The 26,527-nt window shown below is 48.5% G+C and carries 24 protein-coding genes and 1 tRNA gene; 17 read left to right on the forward strand and 8 right to left on the reverse strand.

Translation table 11 applies throughout. The features are described 5' to 3' along the window. Positions 1-126 precede the first annotated feature (126 nt). Positions 127-456: a hypothetical protein gene (locus tag NEA10_RS03245; protein ID WP_252663788.1), complete on the reverse strand. Its 330-nt coding sequence runs from the start codon at positions 454-456 to the stop codon at positions 127-129. Positions 457-500: 44 nt separating this feature from the next. Here NEA10_RS03245 and NEA10_RS03250 point away from each other — a divergent pair, with 44 nt between their 5' ends. Further along, the gene (locus tag NEA10_RS03250) at positions 501-812 is read left to right on the forward strand and encodes a hypothetical protein (RefSeq protein ID WP_252663789.1); all 312 of its coding nucleotides are present in this window, start codon (positions 501-503) and stop codon (positions 810-812) included. Positions 813-888: 76 nt separating this feature from the next. Next, positions 889-959 (forward strand) — tRNA-Gly (locus tag NEA10_RS03255). Positions 960-1,072: 113 nt separating this feature from the next. Here NEA10_RS03255 and msrB read toward each other — a convergent pair. Beyond that, positions 1,073-1,474 carry a peptide-methionine (R)-S-oxide reductase MsrB gene (msrB, locus tag NEA10_RS03260; RefSeq protein WP_252663790.1) on the reverse strand — a complete coding sequence of 134 codons (402 nt, stop codon included), beginning with the start codon at positions 1,472-1,474 and terminating at the stop codon, positions 1,073-1,075. A 149-nt stretch (positions 1,475-1,623) separates the two neighbouring features. Here msrB and NEA10_RS03265 point away from each other — a divergent pair, with 149 nt between their 5' ends. From NEA10_RS03265 to NEA10_RS03275, 3 genes are read left to right on the forward strand one after another with little or no spacing between them, the layout of a single operon-like run. Beyond that, on the forward strand, positions 1,624-2,067 hold the full coding sequence (locus tag NEA10_RS03265) for a DUF1824 family protein (RefSeq protein WP_252663791.1): 444 nt from the start codon (positions 1,624-1,626) through the stop codon (positions 2,065-2,067). A 23-nt stretch (positions 2,068-2,090) separates the two neighbouring features. After that, positions 2,091-2,912, forward strand: a complete 822-nt coding sequence (locus NEA10_RS03270; RefSeq protein WP_252663792.1) for an SDR family oxidoreductase — start codon at positions 2,091-2,093, stop codon at positions 2,910-2,912. Between the two features lie 6 nt (positions 2,913-2,918). Continuing rightward, positions 2,919-3,851, forward strand: a complete 933-nt coding sequence (locus NEA10_RS03275; protein WP_252663793.1) for a DNA polymerase III subunit delta' — start codon at positions 2,919-2,921, stop codon at positions 3,849-3,851. Here the strand turns inward: NEA10_RS03275 and NEA10_RS03280 are convergent. Continuing rightward, on the reverse strand, positions 3,837-4,433 hold the full coding sequence (locus NEA10_RS03280) for a Crp/Fnr family transcriptional regulator (protein ID WP_252663794.1): 597 nt from the start codon (positions 4,431-4,433) through the stop codon (positions 3,837-3,839). The two genes, NEA10_RS03275 and NEA10_RS03280, sit on opposite strands and share 15 nt — an antisense overlap. A 289-nt stretch (positions 4,434-4,722) precedes the next feature. Between NEA10_RS03280 and NEA10_RS03285 the strand changes: the two genes are divergently transcribed. From NEA10_RS03285 to NEA10_RS03320, 8 genes are all read left to right on the forward strand, one after another. Further along, on the forward strand, positions 4,723-5,124 hold the full coding sequence (locus NEA10_RS03285; RefSeq protein ID WP_252663795.1) for a bacteriohemerythrin: 402 nt from the start codon (positions 4,723-4,725) through the stop codon (positions 5,122-5,124). A 142-nt stretch (positions 5,125-5,266) separates the two neighbouring features. Continuing rightward, a complete protein-coding gene (locus tag NEA10_RS03290; protein WP_252663796.1) occupies positions 5,267-5,893 on the forward strand; it encodes a protease complex subunit PrcB family protein in 627 nt (208 codons plus the stop codon). A 58-nt stretch (positions 5,894-5,951) separates the two neighbouring features. Then, the gene (locus tag NEA10_RS03295; protein ID WP_252663797.1) at positions 5,952-7,292 is read left to right on the forward strand and encodes a four-carbon acid sugar kinase family protein; all 1,341 of its coding nucleotides are present in this window, start codon (positions 5,952-5,954) and stop codon (positions 7,290-7,292) included. 384 nt (positions 7,293-7,676) lie between these two features. Continuing rightward, positions 7,677-13,565: a tetratricopeptide repeat protein gene (locus tag NEA10_RS03300; protein WP_252663798.1), complete on the forward strand. Its 5,889-nt coding sequence runs from the start codon at positions 7,677-7,679 to the stop codon at positions 13,563-13,565. 61 nt (positions 13,566-13,626) lie between these two features. Beyond that, positions 13,627-14,499 (forward strand): glycosyltransferase family protein, encoded by an 873-nt coding sequence (locus tag NEA10_RS03305; RefSeq protein ID WP_252663799.1) that lies wholly within the window; start codon positions 13,627-13,629, stop codon positions 14,497-14,499. Then, positions 14,499-15,197 (forward strand): class I SAM-dependent methyltransferase, encoded by a 699-nt coding sequence (locus NEA10_RS03310; RefSeq protein ID WP_252663800.1) that lies wholly within the window; start codon positions 14,499-14,501, stop codon positions 15,195-15,197. Before NEA10_RS03305 ends, NEA10_RS03310 begins: the two co-directional genes overlap by 1 nt. Positions 15,198-15,213: 16 nt before the next feature. Beyond that, positions 15,214-16,017: an FkbM family methyltransferase gene (locus tag NEA10_RS03315; protein ID WP_252663801.1), complete on the forward strand. Its 804-nt coding sequence runs from the start codon at positions 15,214-15,216 to the stop codon at positions 16,015-16,017. An 82-nt stretch (positions 16,018-16,099) separates the two neighbouring features. Next, positions 16,100-17,125, forward strand: coding sequence for a hypothetical protein (locus tag NEA10_RS03320; protein WP_252663802.1), 1,026 nt, complete (start codon positions 16,100-16,102; stop codon positions 17,123-17,125). A gap of 229 nt (positions 17,126-17,354) precedes the next feature. Here the strand turns inward: NEA10_RS03320 and NEA10_RS03325 are convergent, their stop codons facing one another. The 4 genes from NEA10_RS03325 to NEA10_RS03340 all read right to left on the reverse strand — a co-directional run bounded on the left by NEA10_RS03325 (position 17,355) and on the right by NEA10_RS03340 (position 21,330). Continuing rightward, complete coding sequence (locus NEA10_RS03325; protein WP_252663803.1) at positions 17,355-18,308, reverse strand: glycosyltransferase family 2 protein; 954 nt, start codon at positions 18,306-18,308, stop codon at positions 17,355-17,357. A gap of 66 nt (positions 18,309-18,374) precedes the next feature. Further along, the gene (locus tag NEA10_RS03330) at positions 18,375-19,136 is read right to left on the reverse strand and encodes a Uma2 family endonuclease (RefSeq protein WP_252663804.1); all 762 of its coding nucleotides are present in this window, start codon (positions 19,134-19,136) and stop codon (positions 18,375-18,377) included. Positions 19,137-19,183: 47 nt separating this feature from the next. Further along, positions 19,184-20,437 carry a GH25 family lysozyme gene (locus NEA10_RS03335; protein ID WP_252663805.1) on the reverse strand — a complete coding sequence of 418 codons (1,254 nt, stop codon included), beginning with the start codon at positions 20,435-20,437 and terminating at the stop codon, positions 19,184-19,186. A gap of 41 nt (positions 20,438-20,478) precedes the next feature. Beyond that, positions 20,479-21,330, reverse strand: coding sequence for a pentapeptide repeat-containing protein (locus tag NEA10_RS03340; RefSeq protein ID WP_252663806.1), 852 nt, complete (start codon positions 21,328-21,330; stop codon positions 20,479-20,481). 221 nt (positions 21,331-21,551) lie between these two features. Between NEA10_RS03340 and ilvD the strand changes: the two genes are divergently transcribed. Both ilvD and NEA10_RS03350 read left to right on the forward strand, forming a co-directional pair. Continuing rightward, positions 21,552-23,234, forward strand: coding sequence for a dihydroxy-acid dehydratase (ilvD, locus tag NEA10_RS03345; RefSeq protein WP_252663807.1), 1,683 nt, complete (start codon positions 21,552-21,554; stop codon positions 23,232-23,234). Between the two features lie 87 nt (positions 23,235-23,321). Beyond that, the gene (locus NEA10_RS03350; RefSeq protein ID WP_252663808.1) at positions 23,322-23,855 is read left to right on the forward strand and encodes a universal stress protein; all 534 of its coding nucleotides are present in this window, start codon (positions 23,322-23,324) and stop codon (positions 23,853-23,855) included. A 25-nt stretch (positions 23,856-23,880) separates the two neighbouring features. Here the strand turns inward: NEA10_RS03350 and trmD are convergent, their stop codons facing one another. Then, on the reverse strand, positions 23,881-24,615 hold the full coding sequence (gene trmD / locus NEA10_RS03355; protein ID WP_252663809.1) for a tRNA (guanosine(37)-N1)-methyltransferase TrmD: 735 nt from the start codon (positions 24,613-24,615) through the stop codon (positions 23,881-23,883). Positions 24,616-25,102: 487 nt separating this feature from the next. Here trmD and NEA10_RS03360 point away from each other — a divergent pair, with 487 nt between their 5' ends. Together NEA10_RS03360 and NEA10_RS03365 are read left to right on the forward strand one after the other, a co-directional pair. Then, positions 25,103-25,966, forward strand: coding sequence for a cyanophycinase (locus NEA10_RS03360; protein ID WP_252663810.1), 864 nt, complete (start codon positions 25,103-25,105; stop codon positions 25,964-25,966). Positions 25,967-25,996: 30 nt separating this feature from the next. Then, positions 25,997-26,392 (forward strand): hypothetical protein, encoded by a 396-nt coding sequence (locus tag NEA10_RS03365; RefSeq protein WP_252663811.1) that lies wholly within the window; start codon positions 25,997-25,999, stop codon positions 26,390-26,392. Positions 26,393-26,527 lie beyond the last annotated feature (135 nt).

Raw genomic sequence — 26,527 nt, forward strand, 5'->3', positions numbered from 1 at the left:
TCGTTCCCATTGAATGGGTGACTTTAGAAACACCAGCCGAGACACCACCGGAGGAGTCCTCAGAGTTACCAGATGACGCCAGCCAGGAAGCCACTTCTCCAGATAGCGGAAGTCCTGATGACATTGCTACAGTTCCCCAAGCTCCAACCCCTCAACCCACTCCAGTTCCAACTCCAAGCCCTGAGCCACCTGCAACTGCTCAGCCAACTCCAGACCCTGAGCCACCTGCAACTGCTCAGCCACCTGCAACTGCTCAGCCAACTCCAGACCCTGAGCCACCTGCAACTGCTCAGCCACCTGCAACTGCTCAGCCAACTCCAGACCCTGAGCCACCTGCAACTGCTCAGCCACCTGCAACTGCTCAGCCAACTCCAGACCCTGAGCCACCTGCAACTGCTCAGCCACCTGCAACTGCTCAGCCAACTCCAGACCCTGAGCCACCTGCAACTGCTGCACCAACTCTAGCTCCTTGGCAAATTACTGTACTGGGCGATCGCCCCATGGAAGACCATAACATCAATGATAATCCCTCTCAACTCATCAGCGCCTCAAGCGAAACCATATCCCGAGATCTCGCCCCAGCGAACTTAGAACCCGGAACTCACCTGCACGTTCGCCTAATTATTAAAACTAACGGACGAGCCGAGGTCACCCTAGTCTTTAAGCACGCCGAAGACCAGCCCTTAGGCCCTGACTATCAACAGTTTGCCCAGAGAATTATCAATAATTGGCAATTCTCCCCAGCCAGTAACGACGGCTTTGGCCCAGTGCGCTCTAATCACACCGTAGAGCTGCGGATCGACTCTCCCTAAGTCTGTCCACAAAAAAATCATCTAAGGGCTTGCTTTTTCCGGGGACTGTGCTATCATAGTCAAGGTTCAAAGCCACGCGGGCATAGTTTAGTGGTAAAACCTTAGCCTTCCAAGCTAATGATGTGGGTTCGATTCCCACTGCCCGCTTTTAAAAGTGCCAAGACACCTAAGGACACTAACAACTCCTGCCTATTAACTGCGGGTCACCGTCCCAGCCGGAAACAAACTGGGACAGGTGTCAGACAGATGTTCCAGTGGACTTAAACCTCTGTTTCCTCAAAGTCCAAGGCGGCGGAGTTCATGCAATAGCGTAACCCCGTCGGTTGGGGTCCGTCGTTGAACACATGGCCCAAATGAGCATCACAGGTTGAACAAAGAATTTCAGTGCGCTTCATGAAGAAACTGAAATCAGATTTTTCTGTAACATTTTCCTCCTCAACAGGCGCATAGAAGCTCGGCCAACCCGTCCCAGAGTCAAACTTAGTCTCTGATGTAAACAAAGGAGTTCCACAACACACACATTTATAGATTCCCGTCTTCTTATTATCGTGGTATTCCCCCGTAAACGCTCGTTCTGTCCCATGGTTACGAGTCACCTTGTACTGTTCTGGAGTCAACTGCGCTTGCCATTCAGCATCAGTTTTTTGAACTTTGTTAACCATTTCTAAACCTTAGTGAACTGCCATGATAGGATAATCTATTAACTTAAGCTTAACACATATTTACAAAGAAGCCATCCCCTCCCCCTCCCTCTCCCCCTCCCTCTCTCCCTCTCTGTGTCCTCTGTGACTCTGTGGTTCATCCCTCCCCCATGCTAGAAACCGAACAAACCCTCCTAAAACGAGTTGGACTGATTGAAGATGCGATCGCCGATCGCCCCGCCGTCCGCCAGGCCCTCTACGCCATCCGTCCCCATTGCGACTATCAAATCTTCGGCATCTGTGCCGAGAATCCCCAAGAGGCGATCGCCACCCTCAACCGCTACACCGACGTTCTCGGCTATCCCCGGGCCCCCGAACTCCCCAGTCCCGAACTCGATGCCCTGGAAGGGCCCGTATATCTCAAATACAACCCCAAAACCGACCTCTACTACCTCAACCCCTACGAAGGTAAGGAGCGAGGCGTTATCATCTCCTGTCAATCCGTCTATGACGATGGCATTCGAGATACCTACGGCCATTTTCCCTTAGATTTATTTGATGACATCTCCCCCGAAGAAATTCCCGAGGACATTCCCTCAAAACTTCACCCTTAAGCCTTTTTGGAGAATCTAGACCTGTGAACATCGCAATTCTCGGCTGTGGTTATGTCGGTACCGCCGCCGCCCAACATTGGCAAGCCGCCGGCCACCACGTCACCGCCACCACCACCAGTCCCGAACGAGTCCCCGAACTGGAGGCGATCGCCCAGCGAGTCGAAGTCATCCAGGGCAATAACCCCGAAGACCTGAAACGACTTTTACAGGGACAAGATACCCTGGTGATGAGTGTGGCCAGTAAAGGACGGGCCCCCTATAAAACCGTCTATCTCGACACCGCCCAAACCCTGGTCTCCGTCCTCCCCCAATCCCCAGAGTTACAACAGATTATCTATACCGGAAGTGGCAGTGTCTATGGCAATTGGGGCGGTGGCTGGGTGAATGAAACCACCCCACCCCAACCCACCATGGAGAATTACGAGATTTTAGTCGAGACAGAACAGACCCTCTTAAACGCCGCCCATGACGACTTGCGAGTCTGTATCCTACGTCTGGGGGGGATTTATGGTCCCGGTCGAGAAATTGCCCGGATTTACCGCAACTGGGCCGGACAAACTCGTCCCGGTGATGGCAATCGTCCCAGTAATTGGATTCATCTCGATGATATTGTTGGGGCCCTAGCCTTTGCCCAGGAGAAGCGTCTTGAGGGGATTTATAATCTGGTGGATGATGACCATCAGCCTACCCGAGCGGTGGTGGAAGCCGTCTGTGAAACCTATCAGTTGCCCCCGGTGACCTGGGATGGTTCTGAACCGGCGACGGTACGCTATAGCGGTAAACTCTCTAATCAGAAGATTAAGGATGCGGGGTATCAGTTGATTCACCCACAACGGACGATTTAGGGATCTGTGACAGTCGAGAAACCCATTGGCCAAGAGGCAGGATTACGCTTTCTGGAGGCAGCTTTGGCCCGCGATCGCATTGCCCCGGCATATCTATTTGTCGGGGCTGAAGGCATTGGCCGAGGCTTGGCGGCCCGTTATTTTGCCCAGCGACTCTTGGGAGACTCCCACCCTAACCTCAGCAATCACCCCGATTTCCTGCTGGTGGAACCGACTTATCTCGATAAAAAAGAACTTTATACCGTCACCCAGGCCCGGGAGAAAGGACTCAAACGCAAATTTCCCCCACAAATTCGCCTGCAACAAATCCGTGAGTTAGGTCAGTTTCTCGCCAATCCCCCCTTAGAGGCTTCCCGCAAGCTGATTATCGTTGAACAAGCGGAACTGATGGCGGAGGCGGCCGCCAATGGACTTCTGAAAACCCTAGAAGAACCGGGACGGGCCACATTAATTCTGATCGCCCCCTCCTGCGAGAGTTTATTACCCACCTTAGTCTCCCGCTGTCAACGGATTCCCTTTTCCCGCCTCTCCCGAGAACAGATGGGGGATGTGTTGCAGATGACGGGCCATGGGGAGATTCTCAACTATCCTGCCATTTTGGCGATCGCCCAGGGGAGTCCAGGAGTTGCGATTGCGGCTTGGGAACAACAAAACGCCATTCCCCCGGAACTCCTAGAGAAACTCCATGACTGTCCCCGAAGCCTACGGGATGCCTTGGAGTTAGCCAAGGAGATTAGCAAAACCCTGGAGACTCCTGAACAACTTTGGTTACTCGACTATCTTCAACAAACCTATTGGCATTCTAGTGGTGGGAGTCTCTCACCCATAATGCTTGAGGCCCTGGAAGAGGCCCGACGGCATCTGCGTCGTTTCGTTCAACCTCGTCTCGTCTGGGAAGTCACCTTGATGAAGGTTGTGTCACCTCTAGACAATGTTTAACTCTTGAGACTCCTCCGGCATGACTAACCAATGTTTGGAGGCATCCAGGAACAGGCGATTTTGCCGTTTGAATTCCCCTAAAATGCGGGTGACGGTTACTCGGTTCACCCCAATGGCATTCGCCAAATCCTGATGGGTGAGTCTGGCCTTGAGGCGGACTCCCTCCGCCGTCGGTTGTCCCATTTCCCGAATCAGCAATTGCAGTAGGTTGTCTAGGCGATCGCTGGCTCGCTTTTGGGCGGTGATACTGAGTAAATGTTCTAATTGATAGAGTCGCTTCGCCTTCTGTTGCAGCAGGGCATAGCCAAGTTTGGGGCTATGTCGAATTTCATCCAAGGGATACCAAGTCATCAGAACTCGGGATAGGGCCTTCATTTGATGATTATGGCGGGTGGTGAGTCCCTCTCCTAACCACATTGAGGGGCCCACCCAGCCTAGGACTCGTTCTTCACCCATAGCCATGTAGGTGTTGAGTTGCACCCAACCCTGGCAAACTTGCCAAATGCCACTGGTAGCCGGCGGTAAGAGATCACCGCGATCGTAAATCCGACTAATTCGCTGACGTGTGAGGGTTGATGTCATAATGTCCTCCCTGTAGGGGTTTGGGTAGCTCGGACTTGGAGATAGACCTATCCTCTCCTACTCGCCCTAGGCTTACCGTAAGGATTCAACGTTAAATTTCCGTAAAGATTAGGCAAATTCTGGAACTAGCATCCTCGCCCGGGACTACTAGGTCTTAAGAAATTATGAAGATTCACTAACAATTTTCGAGGGGGTTAGGTGCTATAATAGAAATTAAACAGGCTGCAAATCGTGTTATCGCTGTCATCAATTTACCGTAAATTTCAAGTACTATTTGGGACATAACCCGATGCGAACTATTCCTTGGGATGAGTCGTTGCGCGTTGGCATTGATCGAATTGATCAACAACACCAGCAACTGATTGACCAATTGAATTTACTCATGATCGCGCTTCAAGAAAACAAAGCCAAGTCAGAAATCGAAAGAATCATTAATTTCTTAGATCAGTATATTGATCAGCACTTCGGCTTTGAAGAAAATTGTATGAACGCTTATCAATGCCCAGTTGCCTGTGAGAATAAGAAGGCACATCACTATTTTCGGCAAACCTTTGAGGAAATTAAACATCAGTTTCGTCAGGAGGGTGCGAGTCTATCCCTGGTTCTGAAAGTCAACCGCAATCTTTTAGACTGGTTCATTAACCACATCCGCAAAATTGATATGCAGCTAAAACCCTACATTAGCCCTTAAATGGGGTCTTCATCACAGATTCAGTTCAGAGTCAGCGTGGGGGGAGGACAGTGGCCGAAGCCTCACAAGATAGCGATGCGGATGGCGTATTTGCTACGATTGTGTAGGGGTAACTCTAGTTGAACTCTGGCAGATTAGACCTATGATCCGTTTTTTGGCGATCGCCCTAACCTTTCCCCTCCACCTCCCGCTGGCCCTAACCCTAGCCATGACGCCTGTGCAAGCTGACTCGGGTTGGGTTAACCCCATCGCCGCCCCAATCTCATCCCGTTGGGAGTCTTACCATCGTCAGTTGTGGCAGGGACTGGCTGAGTCTGCGGTCTCGGTGTATCGCCGGGGAATCCTGAGTCAAACCCCTGAAGCCTCATCTGAAACAGCCCGAGAGAAGGTTCCCTTTGAAACTCAAGAACAAGGCAGTTATAGTTCGTTAGGAGAGCCTTTTGAGAGGGTTATTGATGAGGAGTCGGACTGGTCTAGCTTCTGGCAACAACTCCATGGGACAAGATCACCGATGCCAGATGTTGCCGAGGTAGATTTTGAACAGTATCGTCTGATTGCTGTAGGGTTGGGCGATCGCGGTGATGGGTCCTATGGTGTTCAGGTAGACCGGGTCGACCAAAACGGGGAGGAACTCGTGGTTCACTATCTGGAAACTCGCGGTTGTGGCATGGCCACCATGGCAATTACGCAACCCTATCACATCATTCGGATTGAGCGCAGCAATCGTCCTGTGAGTTTCCAACATCATCAGGTCCCTCCAGAGTGTTAACCGCTGCGAGAACCTGGAATAATGGGATCGATGCCAACAGCTCAATGCCATTATTCCTATGAGTAGCCCGAAAATCATCGTTCTCGACGACGATCCCACCGGTTCCCAGACGGTTCACAGTTGTCTCTTGCTCACCCAATGGGATGTCGAGACCTTAAAATTGGGACTCGTGGATGAGGCGCCGATTTTCTTTGTCCTCACCAATACTCGCGCCTTGGCCCCTGAAGCGGCCCGTCAGGTGACCGCTGAAGTCTGTCAGAATCTTAAGAGGGCGATCGCCCAAGTGGGGATTGAGGATTTCCTAGTCGTCAGTCGCTCGGACTCCACCCTACGGGGTCATTATCCCATCGAAACCGATGCGATCGCCCAAGAACTCGGTTCCTTTGACGCTCATTTCCTCACCCCCGCCTTCTTTGAGGGAGGACGCATCACCCGCGACAGCATCCATTATCTCCATGTGGACGGACAACCGGTTCCCGTCCATGAAACCGAATTTGCCCGCGATTCCGTCTTTGGCTATCACCACAGCTATCTCCCCGACTATGTGGCAGAGAAGACCCAGGGAACCATTGCCGCTGAGGCAGTGGAACGGTTTACTCTGGATGAGGTGCGATCGGGCTGTTTTGAGCGGTTAATGGCCTTAGAAAACAATACCTGTGGCGTGGTGGATGCCGAAACCCAAACCGATTTAGACCAATTCGCCGCCGACATCCTCAACGCCGCCAGTCAAGGGAAACGCTTTCTCTTCCGCAGTGCAGCCAGTCTCCTCACCTCCCTGGCCAATCTCGGCCCCCAACCCATCGCCGCTGAGGATATGGCTCAATACGTGCGGGGGGGTAAGCCGGGGGCTGTGTTAGTTGGCTCCCATGTCCAGAAAACCACCCAACAACTTCAGCATTTGTTACAAGAAACAGGAGTGACGGGGGTGGAAGTGGATGTACGCCATCTCCTAGATGAGTCCCCTCAACAGCGAGAGGCCGTGTTAACGGGAGTTTTAGAGAAGGTACAGGAGAGTTGGTCCAGTGGCCAAACTCCTGTCATCTATACCAGTCGTGAAGAATTGCAATTTCCCGACCCCGATACCCGTCTTAAGTTTGGTGTTGCGGTGTCTCAATTACTCATGGATGTGGTGCGGGGATTACCGCCGGAATTGGGCTTCCTGATTAGTAAAGGGGGTATTACCTCCAACGATGTTTTAAGTCAGGGGTTGGCCCTGCCAACGGCCAAACTCTTGGGACAAATCCTGGCTGGCTGTTCTGTGGTGCGCACTCCCGAGACCCATCCTCAGTTTCCCAATTTACCGGTAGTTCTCTTCCCCGGCAATGTGGGAGATGAGCGGGGCTTAGCTACGGTCTATCGTCGTTTTGCTTATAATCCAAGTGGTCTTCCTTCGTCTTGACCCACTAGGGCGGTAATCATCATGCCATGTCGGCATGATGATTACTGGCCCCTTCGCGGGAGAGGTGGTGAATCCAATAGTCATGACAGGTTTGGATTGGGTCGCCTAGGGTCAGGAACCAATCCAAACCTGTTGCTGTTCTGTTGCTGACATCTGGGGGGCGACGAGTTGGAAGGCTGGGCGTAGTAGTGAAGCAGTACAATAGGCTTTAATTTGCCTGGGTTAATGGGAATTACCCCGTTTTTGGGCTTGGTTTAGAACAACAGTAGCAATAGTCTAGGCAGTGCTTAAACGGGATGGAGCTAATTTAGCAGAACATCCGGATCGCAGTGGAGGGATTCGTAGATCCGATTAGTACGCCAATCGTAGAGAACTTAAGGTTCGATGAGCACACCTCCCGGCCTCTTGGGGCTAACTCCACTTTTTACCCACAATAATGAATTGGGGGGGTTAACCCTAATGCCTCCGGATACGGTTGTTCCTGCGACTGATGAGGGGCAACAGGAGCCTTCTAAAGAACTTGCCCTGGGGCAACCCAACATTGTGGGGTCCGAAAAGACGACTCAAGATAAGGATGTTTCTAAAGAGTTTGAAAAACCTAAGACTCCAACTCAATTAACGTCACGTCAAGACATAGAGGCCAGCTCTCAGCAAGAATGGTTAACTCTGGCTCAGCAGCTAAAGACGGAAGAACGTTGGGGAGAGGCGATCGCGGCCTATAAACAGGCAGTCAATGAAGATAGGCAACCCCAGACTCAGAACCCGTCTGGGCGGGATTCTTTTAACCAGGAGATGGCGTCCCCCGAGAGTTTTGAGCAGTTACAGATTCAAGCTTTCACCTATGGACAACAGCGCCAGTGGCAAGCTTGTATTGAGACTTGCAAACAAGCTCTGACCCTTCAACCCACAGCGAGTCTCTACAAACTGCTGGGGGATGTTTTACAGCTAATGGGACGGTTCCCAGAAGCGCAGCGGAGTTATCAGGAGGCCCTGCGTTTACGGCCTGATTTTGCTGAGGTGCATGGGAATTTAGGTAATCTCTATGCTCAAGAGCGGCAGTGGCCACGGGCGATCGAATGTTTCCGACGAGCGTTGCAATACCAACCGCAACGAGTGGCATTACATCGGGCCTTGGCTGGGGTTTGGGAACAGTTGGAGAATGAAGTTGAAGCGGTGCGTTGTTGGCATCGGGTGTTGAATTTGGAACCGGAGTCAGGCCAGGCGCAGGACTATTTCAGTTTGGGGAATCGCTGGGTGCGCTTGGGAGACTGGTCTATGGCAGAGCGCTATTATCGAGAGGCGATCGCCCGTGATGAGCAGTTGACCGATGCTTGGCATAATCTGGCGGAGGTTTTGGCGCATCATCAGAACTGGCCGGCGGCTCGGGAGATGTATGAGCAGATTTTGCAGCGGGAACCGCAACGGGTGATTTCTCGTTTGGGCTATGCTCGGGTCTTGACGAAGTTAGAAGATTGGCAAGGGGCGATGGCTGAGTATCATCGTCTAGCGGAGTCTGCGCCGGAACAGGTCTTAGCGCAACAGCGTTTTGCTCAAACCTTGAAAGACCAGGGGTTACTCGAAGAGGCGATCGCCCTATATCGTCGTGGCCTCACCTTTGCCCCCAATGGGTTTGAGTTACGCTTGGGGTTTGCTGAACTCCTCTGTGAACAGGAACAATGGGAAGATGCATTGCTCCAGGCGGAGGCGGCGATCGCCCTGAATCCTCAGGTGGCACAAGCTCATTATTATGCCGGGCGCGCTCAGGTCGCTCGGGAGAATTGGCAGGCGGCGATTCCCTATCTGCAACAGGCAGTGACGTTAGATTCCCAGTTCTTCTGGAGCCGCTATTTCTGGGGTGAAGCTCTCCTAGGTTTAGAAGATTGGCAGGGAGCAGCGGCGGTGTTGGAGGCGGCAATGTCTCTGAATCCGCACTATCCTGGGGGCTATTTGGCTTTGGGAGTGGCGTTGCTGGAGAGCCGAATTGACTTAGAGCGAGCCAAGGCATGTTTAAAGCGGAATCTAGAGTTACAACCTAATCAGCCACAAGGCTACTTTTATCTCGGAAAATGCTCAGCGCGACAAGGGCGACTTGATGAAGCCTTGAGGTTGTATCGTCACAGTTGGGAATTGAGCCAGGGGGTTGACTGTGGCTTAGCTTTAGCTGAAATATTGAAGCAGTTGAGCCGGTGGTCCGAAGCCATCCAACAGTATCGCCAAGTCCTGTTAAAGTTTGGGGAGTCGGGAGAGGCTTTATTTGGCTTAGGACAAGCTTTAGCGGCTTCCAAACGCCCCATGGAAGCGATCGTGGAGTGGCGGCGAGCGATCGGGCTCGGGTGGAACTGTCCCGAGTTGTCTTGCTGTTTAGCTGAGGCGTTCGCAAGCTTAGAGCGTTGGGATGAGGCGGTGCTGGAATGGGAGCGACTGTTGGAGCTTCAGCCTGGGAATGCCTTGGTCAGACGGCAACGGGCCTTGGCGTTGATGGGCTTAGGTCGTTGGGCCGAGTCTGCTCAGGAGTGGCAGCAGTATTGGCAAATGGCTCCAGGGTCAGGTGAAGGTACGGTACTCGATTTTCGGCCGGAGTTGGGGATGTATGGAGACATTCCTCATCGTCAGGAGTTAAGTCTTACTGGAGATTTGACCGTTGAATTTTGGTTGCGTTTGAGGGAGTGGCCGCAGAATTGGACAAATCTTGTAGGTAAATTTGTCAGTGATGAGCAAAATGAGTTCTGTTTGCGCATCAAGGATGGGGAGCGGGGCCAGTGGTACTATGGCCGGGGGACAGGCTGTGCTAACCCTGTAACTTGGATGCCACAAGAAACGATTCGTTTGCATCAATGGGTTCACATTGCTTGTGTGCGGAAGCTTGGGCAGTCTGGACAGGTTTATGTTGATGGTGTCTTGCAGGGAGAACAGGACTGGGGGCAGGAATCTGGCGTGGCGCAGACTGAGGCTCCAGTGCATCTGATGGTGAGTTCTCGTCTGCATCAGTTCCTGGATGGTCAGTTATCCGAGGTACGGGTTTGGAATGTAGCTCGCACGGGTGATGAGATTCGCCGGGGAATGAGTGAGAAACTGGAGATAGAACCGGGTTTAGTAGCAGTTTGGTCGGGTTCTGAGGACGGAGTTGTGGTTGACGCTGTCGGAGACCATCTGGGATGGATAAGGCAAGCCTCAGTAAACGGGCAGCCGCGCCCTCGGGTGGGGGTCTGTAGTGAGCAGTTGTCCCAGATAGCAGCGGACTGTGCCTATACTTTGGCACAGTTGTATAGCGGTTTCGCTCAAGTTGAGTTAATTAGCAGTCAGTTTCCTCAGTCTAAAGGACAGGTGTCGCAGCCAATTCAAGAGACAGAGATTCCTTGTCATAAGATACAGGTTGACGATGAGGAGCAGTTTCTTGAGCAGGCATTGGCCTTGGTTCTCGCTCATCCCTATGAGGTGGTGCATCTGTCTCAGCCTCGAATGCCCAATATAATTTTGGGTCTGTTATACAAGCTACTGTGGGATGCACGAGTAATTGTAGATATTGACAATGAGGAGTTAAGTAGGGTTGAGGTCTCGGAGCCACTAGATTTAGGGATGTTGTTTAGCTCTGGCGAGCAGTTGCCGCCGTTGCTAGATTTGCTGGGTCAAGACTGGACTTGCATTGCGATGGGTCTAGCTAAAGCTTTTGATGGATTTCGGGTGTTTGATAATAGTACCTCGGTGGCCACTGGTGGAGCTGAAGAGTCGTTATCTGGGCTGGTAACTAAGGTTTTGGCAGTACCGGGTTGTGATTTTTTGGATGAGTGGGTTTGCCTATTGCAGAGGTTCCCTGCTATTGAGTTCGTTAGATCGGAATTCAGGGCTGAGGGAAGGTTTGAGCAAGTGCAGATGAATGATGATTCTAACGGCCGCTTTTCTCATCATTGCTTGGGTGAAGTTCTAGAGGATTCGGGGCATTTTTATGAGGCGATTCTGGCTGAGAAGAATTTGGTGGAGTTACAGCAGCCGGTGACTTCATGTTGTTTGAATTTGACTCGATTTTTGAAACCAGAAAAACAGAATTGGGATGCAAAATCTAGTAGCGATCAAGTAATTAATGTATCTAGTAATGAAATTTTTGAATCAACCCAATCTTTCATAAGACCGTTGTTAATTTTTAGCCATGGAGATTCTATTGAAACACTTGGCAAAAAGCTCTTCTTGTTTCAACAAATTTCGCAAAAAAGTGTAATTCACATTTTGAAAGTTTCATCAGAAACACGAGATTTTTTACTTTCTAATAATCAATACCTGAATTCACTTTTAATATTAGCTAATTGCGCAAAAGACATAGCTGATCAGAAAGATGAAATACCTGGTGGCTATTGGAAAACTTTACAAATTGACTCAAATTCATCTTTGATTTCCCTATTCTTTAGGTCTGGATTTTTTTGGAATTCCGAAAATTTTGTCAAACTCATTAAAAACACACAGTTATTCAATAAAAAATTTGAACCCAAAATAGAAGTACCATCACTAAAAATCATGATCGAAGAATTGTTGAATGGAACTGAGCATATATATATGCAAAAGATAGAAGAAAATGTTGATTTACTTATTGATGATATTTGTAGCTCAGCCAAAAGACAAAGACGATTGATTGGAGGAATTTTAGACATTTTTATATTATCAAAAAAACAAAACTCACTCCGATTAAAGTTACAGATTTATTTAGAAGCTGTCATTTCTGAATTTAAAATTACAACCGATGAACATATCGGTGAAATACTACTAAGAAAAATCGATTCTTGTATTTATTTACTCTTTGAATTATCTGAAGAAAATTCTTCAGATATACTAGCAAAGATTTTTAAGCCAGCCTTTGATATAATGGTTTCTAGACATAGTCCTACAGTGGTTTTATGGCGAGGGTTACGACATAGTTTTTTAAAAGCTATTGATTTATCCCAGTCTCTACCCACACTTATTGAGTTAGCAAAAATCACTAACACATATGATAGCATTGCTTTTTTAGCGATCCATAACGCCATAGACAATAGATCATCAAATGCAAAATTTGAACTACCCAAAACTTGGGGGATTGTCAAAAACACCTTTGAATTACCTAAAAAAGATTTAATCTCTCTTGTTCGAGACTTACGGCGGACTGTTCCAACTAGCTCATATATTTCAGAAAATATATATAAAGAAATTATTTCAGAACTTAAAATGCTTGATAAAGAAACTGTTGACAGCGAGATTATCTTAGCTAGATTTATGTTGCTGCTATATAGCAATTGTTTCGATCCTAGATTGCTAAATTGGTTGACGGAAAATTACAAAGAAATAGGTATGAGTGATAATGAAAAGCATAGAATTTTAGCAATTACTGGATCTGATATACCTTTCATAAATGATGTAAATGAAAATCTTGCAAGAAAAGGTTTTCATTATAAAATTATTCATCCTTCTAAATACTCTGACCTTGCTGACTACATGGAAGCAAGCTTAACACAATGGACTAAGAATCTTCATAGTTATCGTCCAACTTTCGAAGAAGATAGCCAGGCCTTAGTTTCTGTTATCCTCACGACTTATAACCCAGACATAAGATTGCTTGAGCTTTCGTTAAAATCAATAATTTTTCAAAGCTATCGAAATCTAGAGATCATTATTATTGATGATTGCTCATCAGATAATTATAGTCAGATGATCCAGCTGCTATCCGAAAAAATGCGCATGTACAATATATGTAATATTACCTATAAACGAAACAAAAAAAATCTTGGTCAGTATGCTTCCCGTAACATAGCTATAGAAATTTCTAAAGGAGATTTTATTGCCATTCAAGATGATGATGATGTTTCTCATCCTCAAAGATTAGAGTTTCAATTGTGGTCTATGCTCCATAATTCTGGTTTAATTGCTACCTACACCAACCATATCAGAATTAGTGAAAATTCGCGAATCATGATTGATGGTAATGATTTTAACGAAATTTTAGGAGACGCCCCTGTTTCCCTGGTATGTCATAAAAAAGTTTTTGATAATATTGGATTTTTTATTCCGACTAAAACTCGTGGTGACGTAGAGTTTCGTTTAAGAATGCAACGGTACTATTCGTCTGATTCCATAGAGGTTATACCACAACCTTTACTGCTGATGCGTGGTGGTATGAACACCGTCTCCTCATGTAAGGAGTACTACTTCCGAAGTGCTCTCAAAGTTTGGCGTGAAGTCATGAAAAACTTACCCATAAGAAAGGAAAAGTACACAGATTTTGAGCGATGGATCCCAACGATGCTCCAGTAACCTACTTTAGTTGGTATTTTTCAAATTCAAATGTAATCCAAAGTATTCAATAAGGTCTATCATGCACAAAATAATTATTAGCATTACAAGCATTGATTCTCGAATAAGTCACATTCACCTTGTAATCAATTCATTGCTAAATCAAGATTTTCCCCGAGATGCTTATGAGGTTCATTTGCATCTGTCAAAAGAGCCGTACCTAATTGATAAAGGCTGCTCCGAAATTACACCAAATTTAATTTCACTACAAGGAAAAAATCCTGATCGCTTTTTTATTAAATTCGTGAAAAATATTGGTCCATACCGTAAGTTTATTCCTGTTATGGATGAAATATACAGGCAACCTTTAAACCAATTCTACAATACTCTCATTGTTACCGCAGATGATGATACGGCTTATCCTCCGTGGTGGCTATGGCAACTTTACGAAAGCTACTTAAAGCATCGTTGTGTGATAGGATTTCGTGGACGAGTTATGAGTTTTCAGAATAAAATGTTAATCCCATATCGAAAATGGCAGAAAAAAATCACTGAGAATCCTTCAATGTTAAATGTTCCAACAGGTAAGGATGGTGTATTATATTCACCACTGCATTTATATCCTGCTGTGAGAGATATTGATGCAGCCAAATATTATGCACCGAAAGCGGATGATCTCTGGTTAAAGACTCATACACTTCTTGCTCGTGTTCCGTCATTCATCCTAAATGATACATTAATTCAGGAGTTCTCTTCTGTAACTGAACGAGAACCGGAGGTATCGCTTTATCAAACATTTAATAAACATGGTGGAAACGATGATGCTCTTGCAAATATCGAAAAATACTTACAACAAAAATGGGGCATTAGTTTGTGGAATATCTGCAATCCTGCGCAAATAAATTCTGCATGCCTTCGCCAAGAAATTAGCCGTGTTTTGGGAGGAATATCCTAATGTGGAATGAAATGAAAGACTATGTACCCAATGATCACTCACATCAAGTCACTGCAGAGTGGATGGTACAGCAGGTTTTGGATCGATTACCAACAACATCAGTTATTATTGATCTGGGGTGTGGAGCAGGAAACTCGGTTGATTTCTTCAGAGAGTTCTTACCTAAATTGACTTGGATTGGAATTGATATTGCAGATTCTCCAGAGGTTCGAAAACGGAAACGTAGCGATGCAACATTCATGGAATTTGATGGAGTGAACATTCCACTGCCATCAAATAGTGTGGATTTGTTGTTTAGTCGTCAAGTGCTAGAGCATGTTCGCTATCCAGAGGCACTTTTGCACAGTATAGTTCGTGTCCTGAAACCTAGTGGTTATTTTGTCGGCTCCACTTCACATCTGGAACCTTATCATTCATTTCAGCTATGGAATTTCACCCCCTATGGTTTCAAGGAAATTGTTCAAGAGGCAGGTTTAATATTACATGAAATTAGGCCTGGTATTGATGGTAAGACCTTAATAAATCGGACATATAAAGGGCGGCCTAAAACTTACAGCAAGTATTTTAACGAGGAATCGCCCCTAAATCTTGAAATAGAGTGTTGGGGACAAAACACTCAACGAAACCACCGCCAAGTACTAATTAGAAAACTATCTGTATGCGGTCATTTCTGCTTTACTTGCATTAAAAAATCATAAAACTTGGAGTAATTTTATGTCATTAATTCAGCTAAATCAAAGTCTCAGATTGGTAGGAAGTAACTTCCTCAATATTTCAGGAGCAGAGCAGACAGTTGTTGGAAAAACAGTACTGCAATATGGACTTCAATCTTATGAATCATTAACGCTAGCCACATGTATAACTCTCCTCAAACAATCACCCAAAAAAGTTTTTTTTGATGTAGGAGCAAACATTGGAATTTATTCGCTAATTTGTTCAAAAGCAGTTCCGGATATTGTTATTCATGCTTTTGAACCTGTTCCAGATTTGGCAAAAATATTTAAGAATTTGATACATATTAATAATTTTGATAATGTTTTTTTACATGAAATTGCACTAAGTGATAAATGTGGTGTTGCACCAATTTATATATCCGAGCGCAGTGATGCTTCTAATTCACTACGTAAAGGTTTTCGACCTTCTAAACAAATAGTAGAGGTCAAACTTGACACTCTTGATAAAATCTGTAAAACACATTCTTTACCAACTTTAATCAAAATAGATACTGAGTCAACAGAGCCAGATGTGATTGCTGGTGGTATCAATTTTATAAAATCTAACCATCCATTTATTATTTGTGAAGTGCTTCCAGGTCGAACTGAAAATGCTTTGATGGAGGTGCTGAGACCCCTTAACTATACTTTTTATCATATAGCACAACCTGAATTTGGCATAGCTCAAAATACTATTAATGGAGATGTAAGCTATCAAAATAGAGATTGGTTGTTCTGTCCCCAGGAAATGGATGCAAGTTTTTGGAAATCTGTATCTAAGTTTCATGAGCTAGCTTTTGAATAACAAAAAAGTGATTAAGTTATAAATACATAATTTAATCACTTTTTTGGGTGCTAGTAAAGTTTATGTACTTTATATCTCAATAATGTCAATGGTAAAAATATTTGTACACATCGGAACTCACAAAACAGGGACAACTTCGATTCAAAAGTTTGCGAGGTCTAATGAAGAGAAACTCAAGATGAAAGGTTTCTTTTATCCTGGATATAGTATTTTAGGCAAAAAAGAGCATTATGGACATCATCATATAGCTCATGCCTTGGCCATGCAAAAAAATAATAGAATTGATGCTAAAACTGCTGAGTGCTTTTTTGAAAAGGTTATCAAAATAGGTGAAAAATATGACTATGTATTTTTGAGCGCTGAACCTTTTTATCGCCACTTTTATGGACAAAAAACAGTAGCTCAAAAATCTAATACGTATTGGGAAGCAAGAGAAAAGTACATTATGTCTCTAAAACAATGTTTTGCAGATCATGTAAATAAAGTAGAAATTATTATCACAATTCGTAGGCAATCAGATTTTGCTATGTCTTTATATAAAGAATCAGTAAAAGCAACAAGGTACAGCAAGACATTTTTGGATTTTTTGGACGAACACTGGTATTATTTTGAGTATTTCCAACAAATTAAGCTATGGGAAAAAATATTTGGAAAAGTTAAATTGCTAATTTTTGAAGATTTAATAAATTCGGGTAAGCTGGTAGAAAATTTTTTTAAGTCTCTAGATTTAGATGTTACAGGATTGCCCATTCCAAAAATCAAAAATGAGAGCTTGTGTCCGGATTTTTTTGAATTTAAAAAACAAATAAATAAAACGGCAATTTCTGAAAATCAACTAAAAACAATCAGGCATTTCTTGGAGCAAAGAAATTATTTTTGGATATCTAATTACAACGTAAATACCAAAGAATTAGTAGTTGAAAGTGATGACTTAAATAAATTCCAAGAAAAATTTATTGTAGAAAATCAAAGATTGCTTGAAGAGTACTTTGGAAATAGAACTAAACTTTTTCCAGATCGTAAATATTTGAAAAATCAAGAGTATCAGGGACTAGATGAAAGCAGGAAACTTGGGATTTTTGTCGACTATCTAAATTATCTTAATTAATACCATTTTTCGATATGCCTGCCAGACATCCGACACCGAGAGGGCGCGCCACTTGCGGTTCGCCCCTACGGACATCTATGGCACACTTTTTGAAAAATGGTATATGGTATAAGGTATGGTCTTTTATAATTAGAATCAACATTAATAGCAGCAGGTGTGCTAGTAGTTACTTATGAATATCTTCTGTCGTAACTTTAAAAATGGAATTAACCAGGCCATTAATTAAGTATTAGGTCAGGTCTATAAGTTTTTTAACTAGAATTTTATAATCAAAAACTTGCCCATACTCCGCCTCATACTGCTCAAACCAACGCAGCCAATCCAAAATCGTCTCCGTCCGAGATTGCTCACTATACGCTAAAGACTTCCTCAAATAATCCGTCATTAGAGAAAACTCACCCGTCGAATACAACCGCCAAGCACTCCAAACTAGATTGTTATAGCGAGCCTGAGACTCAAGCCCCCGCACCTCTGGTGGGAGATGAGGATGAGCAAACATCTCATCTAAGATTTGCTTACACTCGCGCACCTGCACTCGCGTTTCCCGCGAAGCATTGCCCGGATGTTGGCGATAGGAAACCGTCGGCCGAGAAACCCAGTCCGCTCGGTATCCTTTGAGTATTAACTGCAATACCAGGGCCACATCCGGAGTTTTTTCCCACTTTTTATTAAACCCCCCCACCTCCTCAAAGCCCGATCGCCGAAACAGCATCGCCCCCAAAAACACCGGTTTCCACAACAGCCAGGCCGCCAAATCCAACTCAGGAATCCCCTCCCTCGGATTCACCGTCGATAACCGCTCTCCCGCCGCATCCACCACAAACCAACCACTATGCACCATCCCCAGATGGGGCGACTCCTGCAACGCCGCCACCTGAACCTCGAACTTATCCGGCTCAAACCAATCATCCTGATCCAAAAAAGCAATAAACTCCCCTCGCGCCACCTCCAATCCCCGATTCCGCGCCACCGCCACCCCCTGATTCTCCTGGCGAATATAGCGCAGCCGCGAGCCATAGGGCGCAATCAGAGGCTCGATCGCCTCCGTCGAGCCATCATCCACCACAATTAACTCCCAGTCGGTATAAGTTTGCGCCCAAACACTGGCGATCGCCTCCCCCAAAAAGCGCCCGCCATTATAAACCGGAATAATCACACTCACCTGAGGCTTCACCACAGACATCAATTGAACCCATCAACATCTGCTGCTCTCTTCAGGCCCTCACCCCCCAGCTCAGGATTCCCCCCCCTACACCGTATCCGGATCAACCCCTAACGCCCGCAACTGTTCCCCCAACCGCTGGGCCCACTTCTTGGCCCGTTCCGTCCGTTGATTCGCCTGCAACAACTGCGACTCAATCCGTTCCGCCCGTTTCTCATACTCCTCGCGATCTAACAACTCCTGCTGAGCTAACTCATAACCCGTCGGCAAAATATTCCCCTGCTGATCACACCAACGCAACCAGAGGCCATCCTTATCCTCAAACTCCCCTTGCCACAACATCAACCCCAGCCCAACCTGCTCCAACCAAATCGGCTTATCCAGCTCATTGAACTTAGCAATCTCAAAATAGCACTTACCCCGTAACTCAAACGCCCGCAATCGGGGGCCCCCCAGCAGCCGCTCCGGATCGAACAGCACATAGTAACTCACCCGTAACCGCTCATACACACTGAGCTTCGCCCCCAACTCATCCCCCGTCGTCGTTGAAACAATTTCCATCACCAAATCCGGAGACTTGCCAAACTCCCACAGAGAATAGGGATGATGACGATGCGTCCACCAATCCTCACCAATATCCAAACTCAACATCAGATCCGGGGCCACCAGAGGCTGTCCCTGAGTGTGGAGAATGCCGATATTGCTTTCAATCAAGAACGGCTGTCCATGGAGAGACGTATACAGCGAATCCGTCAATAGACGCTTCTGTTTCGCCGTCACAAACGTATCGATCGCAATCTCCGTCTGAGCGATCGCCTCATGGGGTGTAAAATTCGGGGACTTATCCATCTCTAATCTCGCACTCTCATCTCACAACACTAAATGATAAACGAACCCTATTGGCGCCACAGGCGAGCAAACTCAGCTAAATCCTCATGACTCAGGCGTTCCTGGAGCCATTGCCAAGCTTGCTTCTGATGACTCATCCCTTGATAATATTGCGCCGCATTCGCCAAGACAATCGGCGCCTCCCGAAACTGCTGGGGCGATCGCCACCGCTGAGCAAACTCCTGCTTCATCCCCGAACTAACCTGTCCCTCCAGCCATTGCAACGCCTGATTCTGACTCGCCAGATTACGATAAAACTTCGCCACATCCACCAACTGAATCGCCGCCGTACTCGACGAATCATTACGCCAACGACGAGCAAACTCCTGTAGTACCCCACCCTCAAGCCGACTCTGTAACCAGCTCAACGCTTGGGCCTGATGGGGTAAGTCCTGATAGAACTTCATCACATCAATCAACTTAATCTCATCCGTGGGGGTAGGCATCGTTTTATCCGACTCCGGTGGCTTTAGGTCTTTCCCGTTGCCCGTTATCGTAGCATCCAGTAGATAGGCCCAAGTTCGCGACGTAATCTCTCCCGTCGCCGTCAATCCCAACGCCATCTGAAACTGACGAGTCGCCTCTTGGCTTTTCAGTCCAAATACCCCATCGAGCGCCCCAATATCATAGCCCTTCGCTCGCAAAAACCGTTGCACCTGAACCACCATCATGCTCTGACTCCCCGCCCGAATCACATTAAACGAGTTCACATCCACCGGCCCCGTCACCCCACTCACCGTACCGCTGTCCGTAAACTGCCACATCGCCCAAGTCCGCCAGCCCCCAGGAATCCACGGCCGCTCAGCCGTCGTATAATGAGCCACCCAGAGAGGATAATCCGTAAAATCCTGCCAATTCCCCAACCGTTCCCAAAACGACGGATAAGTATACAAAATCGGTCGACGCTGGGTCACCTCCTCCACCCGCACCAGCCAACTGCGGATACCCGCCCGAATCCGCTCCGGTTCCACCCCATCATCCGACTCAATATCCAACACCGGCGGTAAATCCCCCGGTTGCAGCTTGACGATATTCAAAAACAAATTCGCCTGAGCCAGAGCATCCGTGCGAGGGCGATAGAAATGATACGCCCCCCGTACCAACCCCGCCGAGCGAATCCCCGACCAATTGCGGGTAAACGAATCCGCCACGAACGTTCCCCCCTCCGTCGCCTTCGTCACCGCAAACTCAATCCCCGCCCTAGCCACCGCCGGCCAATTCACGGTTCCCTGGTAATCAGAAACATCAATCCCTCTAACCATACTCTCACCCTAAACCCATCTGTACTGTGCCGACCCCGTCACTACTCCCGATTATCCCCAAAGGTTTTCCCATCCGGCATAATCGTTTGTAACAGTTCCGCATCCCGGAAATTGGTCTTATAAATCTTAGCACTCATCAGAATGGCATCATTGAGGATTGCCCCCGTTAAATTCGACCAACTCAACTTAGTCCGATATAAACTCGCCCCCGTCAAATTCGCCCCCCGCAAGGTCGCCCAACTCAAATTGGCGGCCCGTAACTGTGCTTTCGTGAGATTTGCTCCCGCCAAATTCGCCCCACTGAGTTTAGCAAAACTCAAATCAACCCCCATCAAATTCGCTTGACTTAAATTAGCCCCATTCAAAATACTTTTCATCAGGTTAGCATTCTCCAAGTCTACTTCTGTGAGTACAGCAATCGTTAAATTAGCCCCCTCTAAAATCGCCCCTCGCATTGACGCTCGGCAGAGATTTGAGCGACTTAAATTCACCTCTCGTAACGTGGACTCATCCAGATTGGTTTGACTGAGATCCGCTTCATTCAAAATGGCCTCCGTCAAATCCGCCCCTTGTAACGACACCCCCACCAACTTCGCCCCCCGTAAATTTGCCTCACTCATCTGAGCTTCAGAGAGATCCGCATGGAGTAACTTACTGGAAATTAAATTGGCATCCTGTAAATTAGCCCGATGCAGTTTAGCCTCCCGTAACTGGGATTCCCGCAGATTTACCCCACGCAAATTCGTCCCCCGGAAGTCTACCCCCGTTAAATCGGATTGTCGTAGATTAGCCCCACTGAGGTCTTGCCCAGATAAATTGGCGTGACTGAGGTCGACTTCACGAAAATCCCGTTCTCCGTCTGCATATCGCTGTAAGAGTTCATCGGCTCTCATCCTGGGTGACTTGCCCCCTAAACTATAATCAACTCGATTAAATATATTTTGGCATCTAGCATGGCCCCCACGTCTTATGAAACAATCAAATTGAACAAATATCCTAAATAGGATTGAGTGTCTTCAGGGGAACTCAACCCTTCCCCCTGGGGAGGCGCTTGTTCCGCCCCGGTGCGATCGCCTATCCTCGATACGCTTTCATTGAGAGAAAACATCAGACCATGTCCGACAATCTTCGCAGTCACGTCGTCACCCAAGGGAGTTCCCGGACTCCTAACCGAGCCATGTTACGGGCTGTTGGCTTCGGCGACGAGGACTTTTCCAAACCCATTATCGGGGTTGCCAACGGCTACAGTACCATCACCCCCTGCAATATGGGACTCGATGGCCTGGCCCAACGAGCCGAAATGGGGGTTCGCCAAGGGGGGGGAATGCCCCAAGTCTTTGGAACCATCACCATCAGCGATGGCATTTCCATGGGAACCGAAGGAATGAAATACTCCCTCGTCTCCCGCGAGGTCATCGCCGATTCCATTGAAACCGTCTGTAACGGCCAAAGCCTCGACGGAGTCCTGGCCATTGGTGGCTGTGACAAAAATATGCCCGGGGCCATGATTGCCATGGCCCGTCTCAATATCCCCGCGATTTTTGTTTATGGGGGAACCATCAAACCCGGTCATTATAACGGCCAGGACTTAAACGTCGTCAGCGCCTTTGAAGCCGTGGGGCAACATAGCGCCGGCAAAATCGACGATGCGGAACTCAAAGAAGTTGAACGCAATGCCTGTCCAGGGGCCGGGTCCTGTGGGGGGATGTACACCGCCAACACCATGTCCTCTGCTTTTGAAGCTATGGGTATGAGTTTAATGTACTCCTCCACCATGGCCGCCGAAGATGCGGAAAAAGCCGATAGCACGGAAGAATCCGGCAGAGTCCTGATTGATGCGGTTCGTCAGCAGCGACTCCCCCAACAGATCCTGACCCGCCAAGCCTTTGAAAATGGGATCGCCGTCATTATGGCCGTCGGTGGTTCCACCAACTCCGTGTTACACCTACTGGCCATTGCCAACGCCATCGGCGTGGAACTTACCCTAGACGACTTTGAAACTATCCGTCAGAACGTTCCCGTACTGTGCAACCTCAAACCCAGTGGTCAATACCTCACCGTGGACTTCCACCAAGCCGGAGGCATCCCCCAGGTGATGAAAATGCTCCTAGACCATGGCTTACTCCACGGGGACGCCCTCACCATCACTGGCAAAACCATTGCCGAACAATTAGCCGATGTTCCTAGCACTCCCCCCGACAATCAGGAGGTGATTCGTCCCTGGGAGAACCCAGTCTATCAACAGGGTCATTTAGCGATTCTCAAAGGAAACTTAGCCGAAGAAGGGGCAGTCGCCAAAATTAGCGGCGTGAAAAACCCCAAAATGACCGGGCCAGCGCGGGTGTTTGAATCGGAAGAAGAGAGCCTCAAAGCTATCCTCGACGGCAAAATCCAGACCGGGGATATCCTGGTGATTCGCTATGAGGGACCCAAAGGCGGCCCTGGGATGCGGGAAATGCTAGCCCCCACCTCCGCTATCATTGGCGCTGGGTTAGGAGACTCCGTGGGCCTGATTACCGATGGCCGTTTCTCCGGTGGGACCTATGGCATGGTTGTGGGTCACGTGGCCCCGGAAGCGGCTGTGGGAGGGACGATCGCCCTGGTGGAAGAAGGGGATATGATCACCATTGATGCCTATGAGCGATCGCTCCAACTGCATATCTCGGAGGCCCAACTGAGTCAGCGTCGCGCCAACTGGACCCCTCGCGCCCCCCGCTATCCTCGGGGTGTCTTAGGAAAATATGCCAAACTGGTCTCATCGAGTAGCCTCGGAGCGGTCACCGATCTCCCGGACTAAGATAGCCAGTCAAACACGTGTCCTGAGTATTTAGACCCCCCCAAAGCTCTTGATACTCGGGGCATCGACTACCCTCCAAGGAGAAGCATGAAACCCTATCGTATCCTCGCGGGGTTAGACCACACCGATCTAGCCGAAAAGGTATTCCATCAGGCCCTGGCCATCGCCCAAGACCGGCAGGAGCCCGAGTTACGCTTAATCCATTGCCTCAACTTAGATGTCCACGAGCAACTCGGCAGCCTCCTAGACGCGGGTGTCGGGTTACAAAGTCGCCTGAACCTCGATGAGTCACAGCAGTCAGAACAAGTCAAACACCTGCAACAAACTAGAACCTGGTTACGACAACTCTGTGAACAGGCAGCTCGGGTAGATGTAATGTGTGACTACCGCCTCGATCGCCGCAGTCCCGGACCTCTGCTGACCTATCTGGCTCAAGAGTGGTCAGCAGACTTAGTCGTGGTGGGCAATGGCAAAAAAGAGGTCTGGCAAACCCTGATTTTAGGCAGTGTCAGTAAGTACGTCATTCAACATTCCCCCTGTCCCACCCTAGTGGTCCCCAGCGGGAATCAGAAGCAACAACAGTTCCCCCCTCAAGCCGACATTCCCCCCACCTACTCCTAGGCTCAACCGAAAATCCAGGGGCAATCTAAGGCTTTGGCCCAGGGCTCGGATCCCTTGAATCTTCTTGGGAACCCACCTCACCCTTGAGTCCTTCGAGTAAATCTGGGCGGCGCGATCGCGTCCGCTCCCACTGTTGCGCTCTCCGCCATTGAGCAATCTTGGCATGATTCCCCGACAACAACACCTGCGGAACTGGCCAATCCCGGAACACCGCCGGACGGGTGTAATGGGGATAGTCCAACAAACCATCTTCAAAACTATCCGCCTCCAAAGACGCTGTCTTCCCCACCGTTCCCGGCAACAAACGCACCACCCCATTTACCAGGGCCAGCGCCGGAATTTCCCCCCCAGTCAGCACGAAATCCCCCAAGGATACCTCCCGAGTCACCAAATGGCTCACACGCTCGTCCATGCCCTCATAATGACCGCATAAGACCACAAGCTGATCACAGTGGTTAGCCCAATCCTTAAAATGCTGTTGAGACATCGGCTCCCCCTGAGGCGTCGTTAAAATCACCTCCCGACGGGGCAACACCGGCAAGGATTCCACCGCCGCAAAAATCGGTTCCGGCTTCAACACCATCCCCACCCCGCCCCCATACGGCTCATCATCCACACGACGATGTTTATCCTGGGTAAAATCCCGAGGATTTGTACAACGAACCTCAGCAATTCCCCGGGCGATCGCCTTAGCCATTAACCCAACCTGTAGCGGGGTCTGAAAAAACTCTGGAAACAGCGTAACAATATCAAATCTCATACTTGGACATCAGCATTAGCCAAATCATCGTCTCATTGCAGCGGTCAAGACAGCGATGAAATCACTCTAACAGTTCCCTTGTGATGGTATGACTCCTTAAAACGCCTTAACCCGCTCATGCCATCCAAGATGGTATTATAGTGAAACGACCAATGGCTACCCCTTAGTTACGCCAAACATCAACGGTTCTCGCGCTCCAATACGCATCCCGAGCAAAGCGTCCTGAGTTTTTGTATACTGTTGGCGCTGTCGACGCGAATCTATCCGATTACAGCCGGGGTTAGACAACCCACACGCTCCTTCACGTCACCCCGACGCCCTCGTCGCTCACCCCCATCCGCGTTGACCCTCACGTCACCGGAGGGCAGGCGCTCTACCGTTCGTCTAGCGTCTCGAAGGGACGGTCAACGTTTAGTGCCAGAGTGACCTACAGACAGCCCGTCTCGTAGGAATCCTTGACTCGAAGTCCATTACGCCCTAATTCCCTATGATCCAAACAGATGCTCAATCTCTCGAACCGACGATGTCCCATTCCCCTCAAACAGCGATTTTGGTAATCGGCGGCGCGGAAGATAAAGTTCACGGGCGCGAAATCCTGCAAACCTTCTTTAACCGTTCAGGAGGTCGGGATGCCCAAATTGCTATCATTCCTTCAGCCTCACGGGAACCGGCGGCGATCGGTAACCGCTATCGCGATATCTTTGAAGACATGGGAGCCAAGGCGGTTCGCATCTTAGATATCCGAGAACGCTATCAGGGAGAAGACCCCATTTGGCAAAACGACCTGGAAGACTGTACCGGCGTTTTCATGACTGGAGGCGACCAACTTCGCCTCTGTTCCCTATTAGCAGATACCCCCCTAATGGAGAAAATCCTCCTGCAAGTGCAACGGGGAGAAATTGTCTTAGCCGGAACCAGCGCCGGTGCCGCCGTGATGGGATATCACATGATTGCTGGGGGAGGGAGTGGTGAATCCCCCAATCGATCCCTAGTGGATATGACCACTGGCCTCGGTATCTTGCCCCAGGTCATTGTTGATCAGCACTTCCACAACCGCAACCGCATGGCCCGACTGATCAGCGCCATTTCCGCCAATCCCGATCGCATCGGGGTTGGCATTGATGAAGATACCTGTGCCCTCTTTGAAGGAGACGGCTTGATCCAAGTCTTGGGCAAAGGAACCGTGACCATCATTGACCCCGGTGAAGTCGACTACACCAACGAACCCTACGTCGATGCCATCAACCCCCTAAGCATCTTCAACTTACGAGTTCACGTCCTCACCTACGGCGATCGCTATCACATTCCCACCCGTAGCCTCCATGTCCCTGAACAACGCCTGAGCGCCTAACCCCCTAACGCGGCGTTCTCAACCGCCATTATGATTCCCAACAAAAGCCAACTAACGCAGTGGATACTTGCTATTCTCTTGGCGATCGCCATTGGATACCAGGTGTCCCCTGCGTTGGCTTTAGACGCCTCACGGGTGAATCGCCTAGAATCCCAAGTGCGTCAACTCCAAGCGCAACTGCGACAGATTAACCGACAACTCGACCAGGTTCAGGCCCGCGATCGCCCCATTGCTCCCCGTCTGCCCCGAGAACAGCCATCTCAGGGCGATCGTCCTGCTGAAAGCGCTCCCCCACCCGATCCCCGCTTAGAGCGTCTGGCAACTCTCCTCATGGAACAAAAGCAGCGTCTTGACTCTCTAGAAGCCCAGTTATCTCACCTAGAGTCATCCCTAGAATCCCCCAATCGAGATCTGAAGTTGTTCTAGGATCTCCCGGCTCTGTTCGTCCATTGCCATCCTCTACGATCTTCGTAAAGCTCTTCCCCTCTCCCATCCAGAGCTTGCACCTATCCCAATGGGCCCTTGCCGCCCTGCTGTTTCTGGATGAACGCCTCTTAGCCA

Origin of the sequence: Phormidium yuhuli AB48 (assembly GCF_023983615.1) — a bacterium.
GTDB lineage: Bacteria > Cyanobacteriota > Cyanobacteriia > Cyanobacteriales > Geitlerinemataceae > Sodalinema > Sodalinema yuhuli.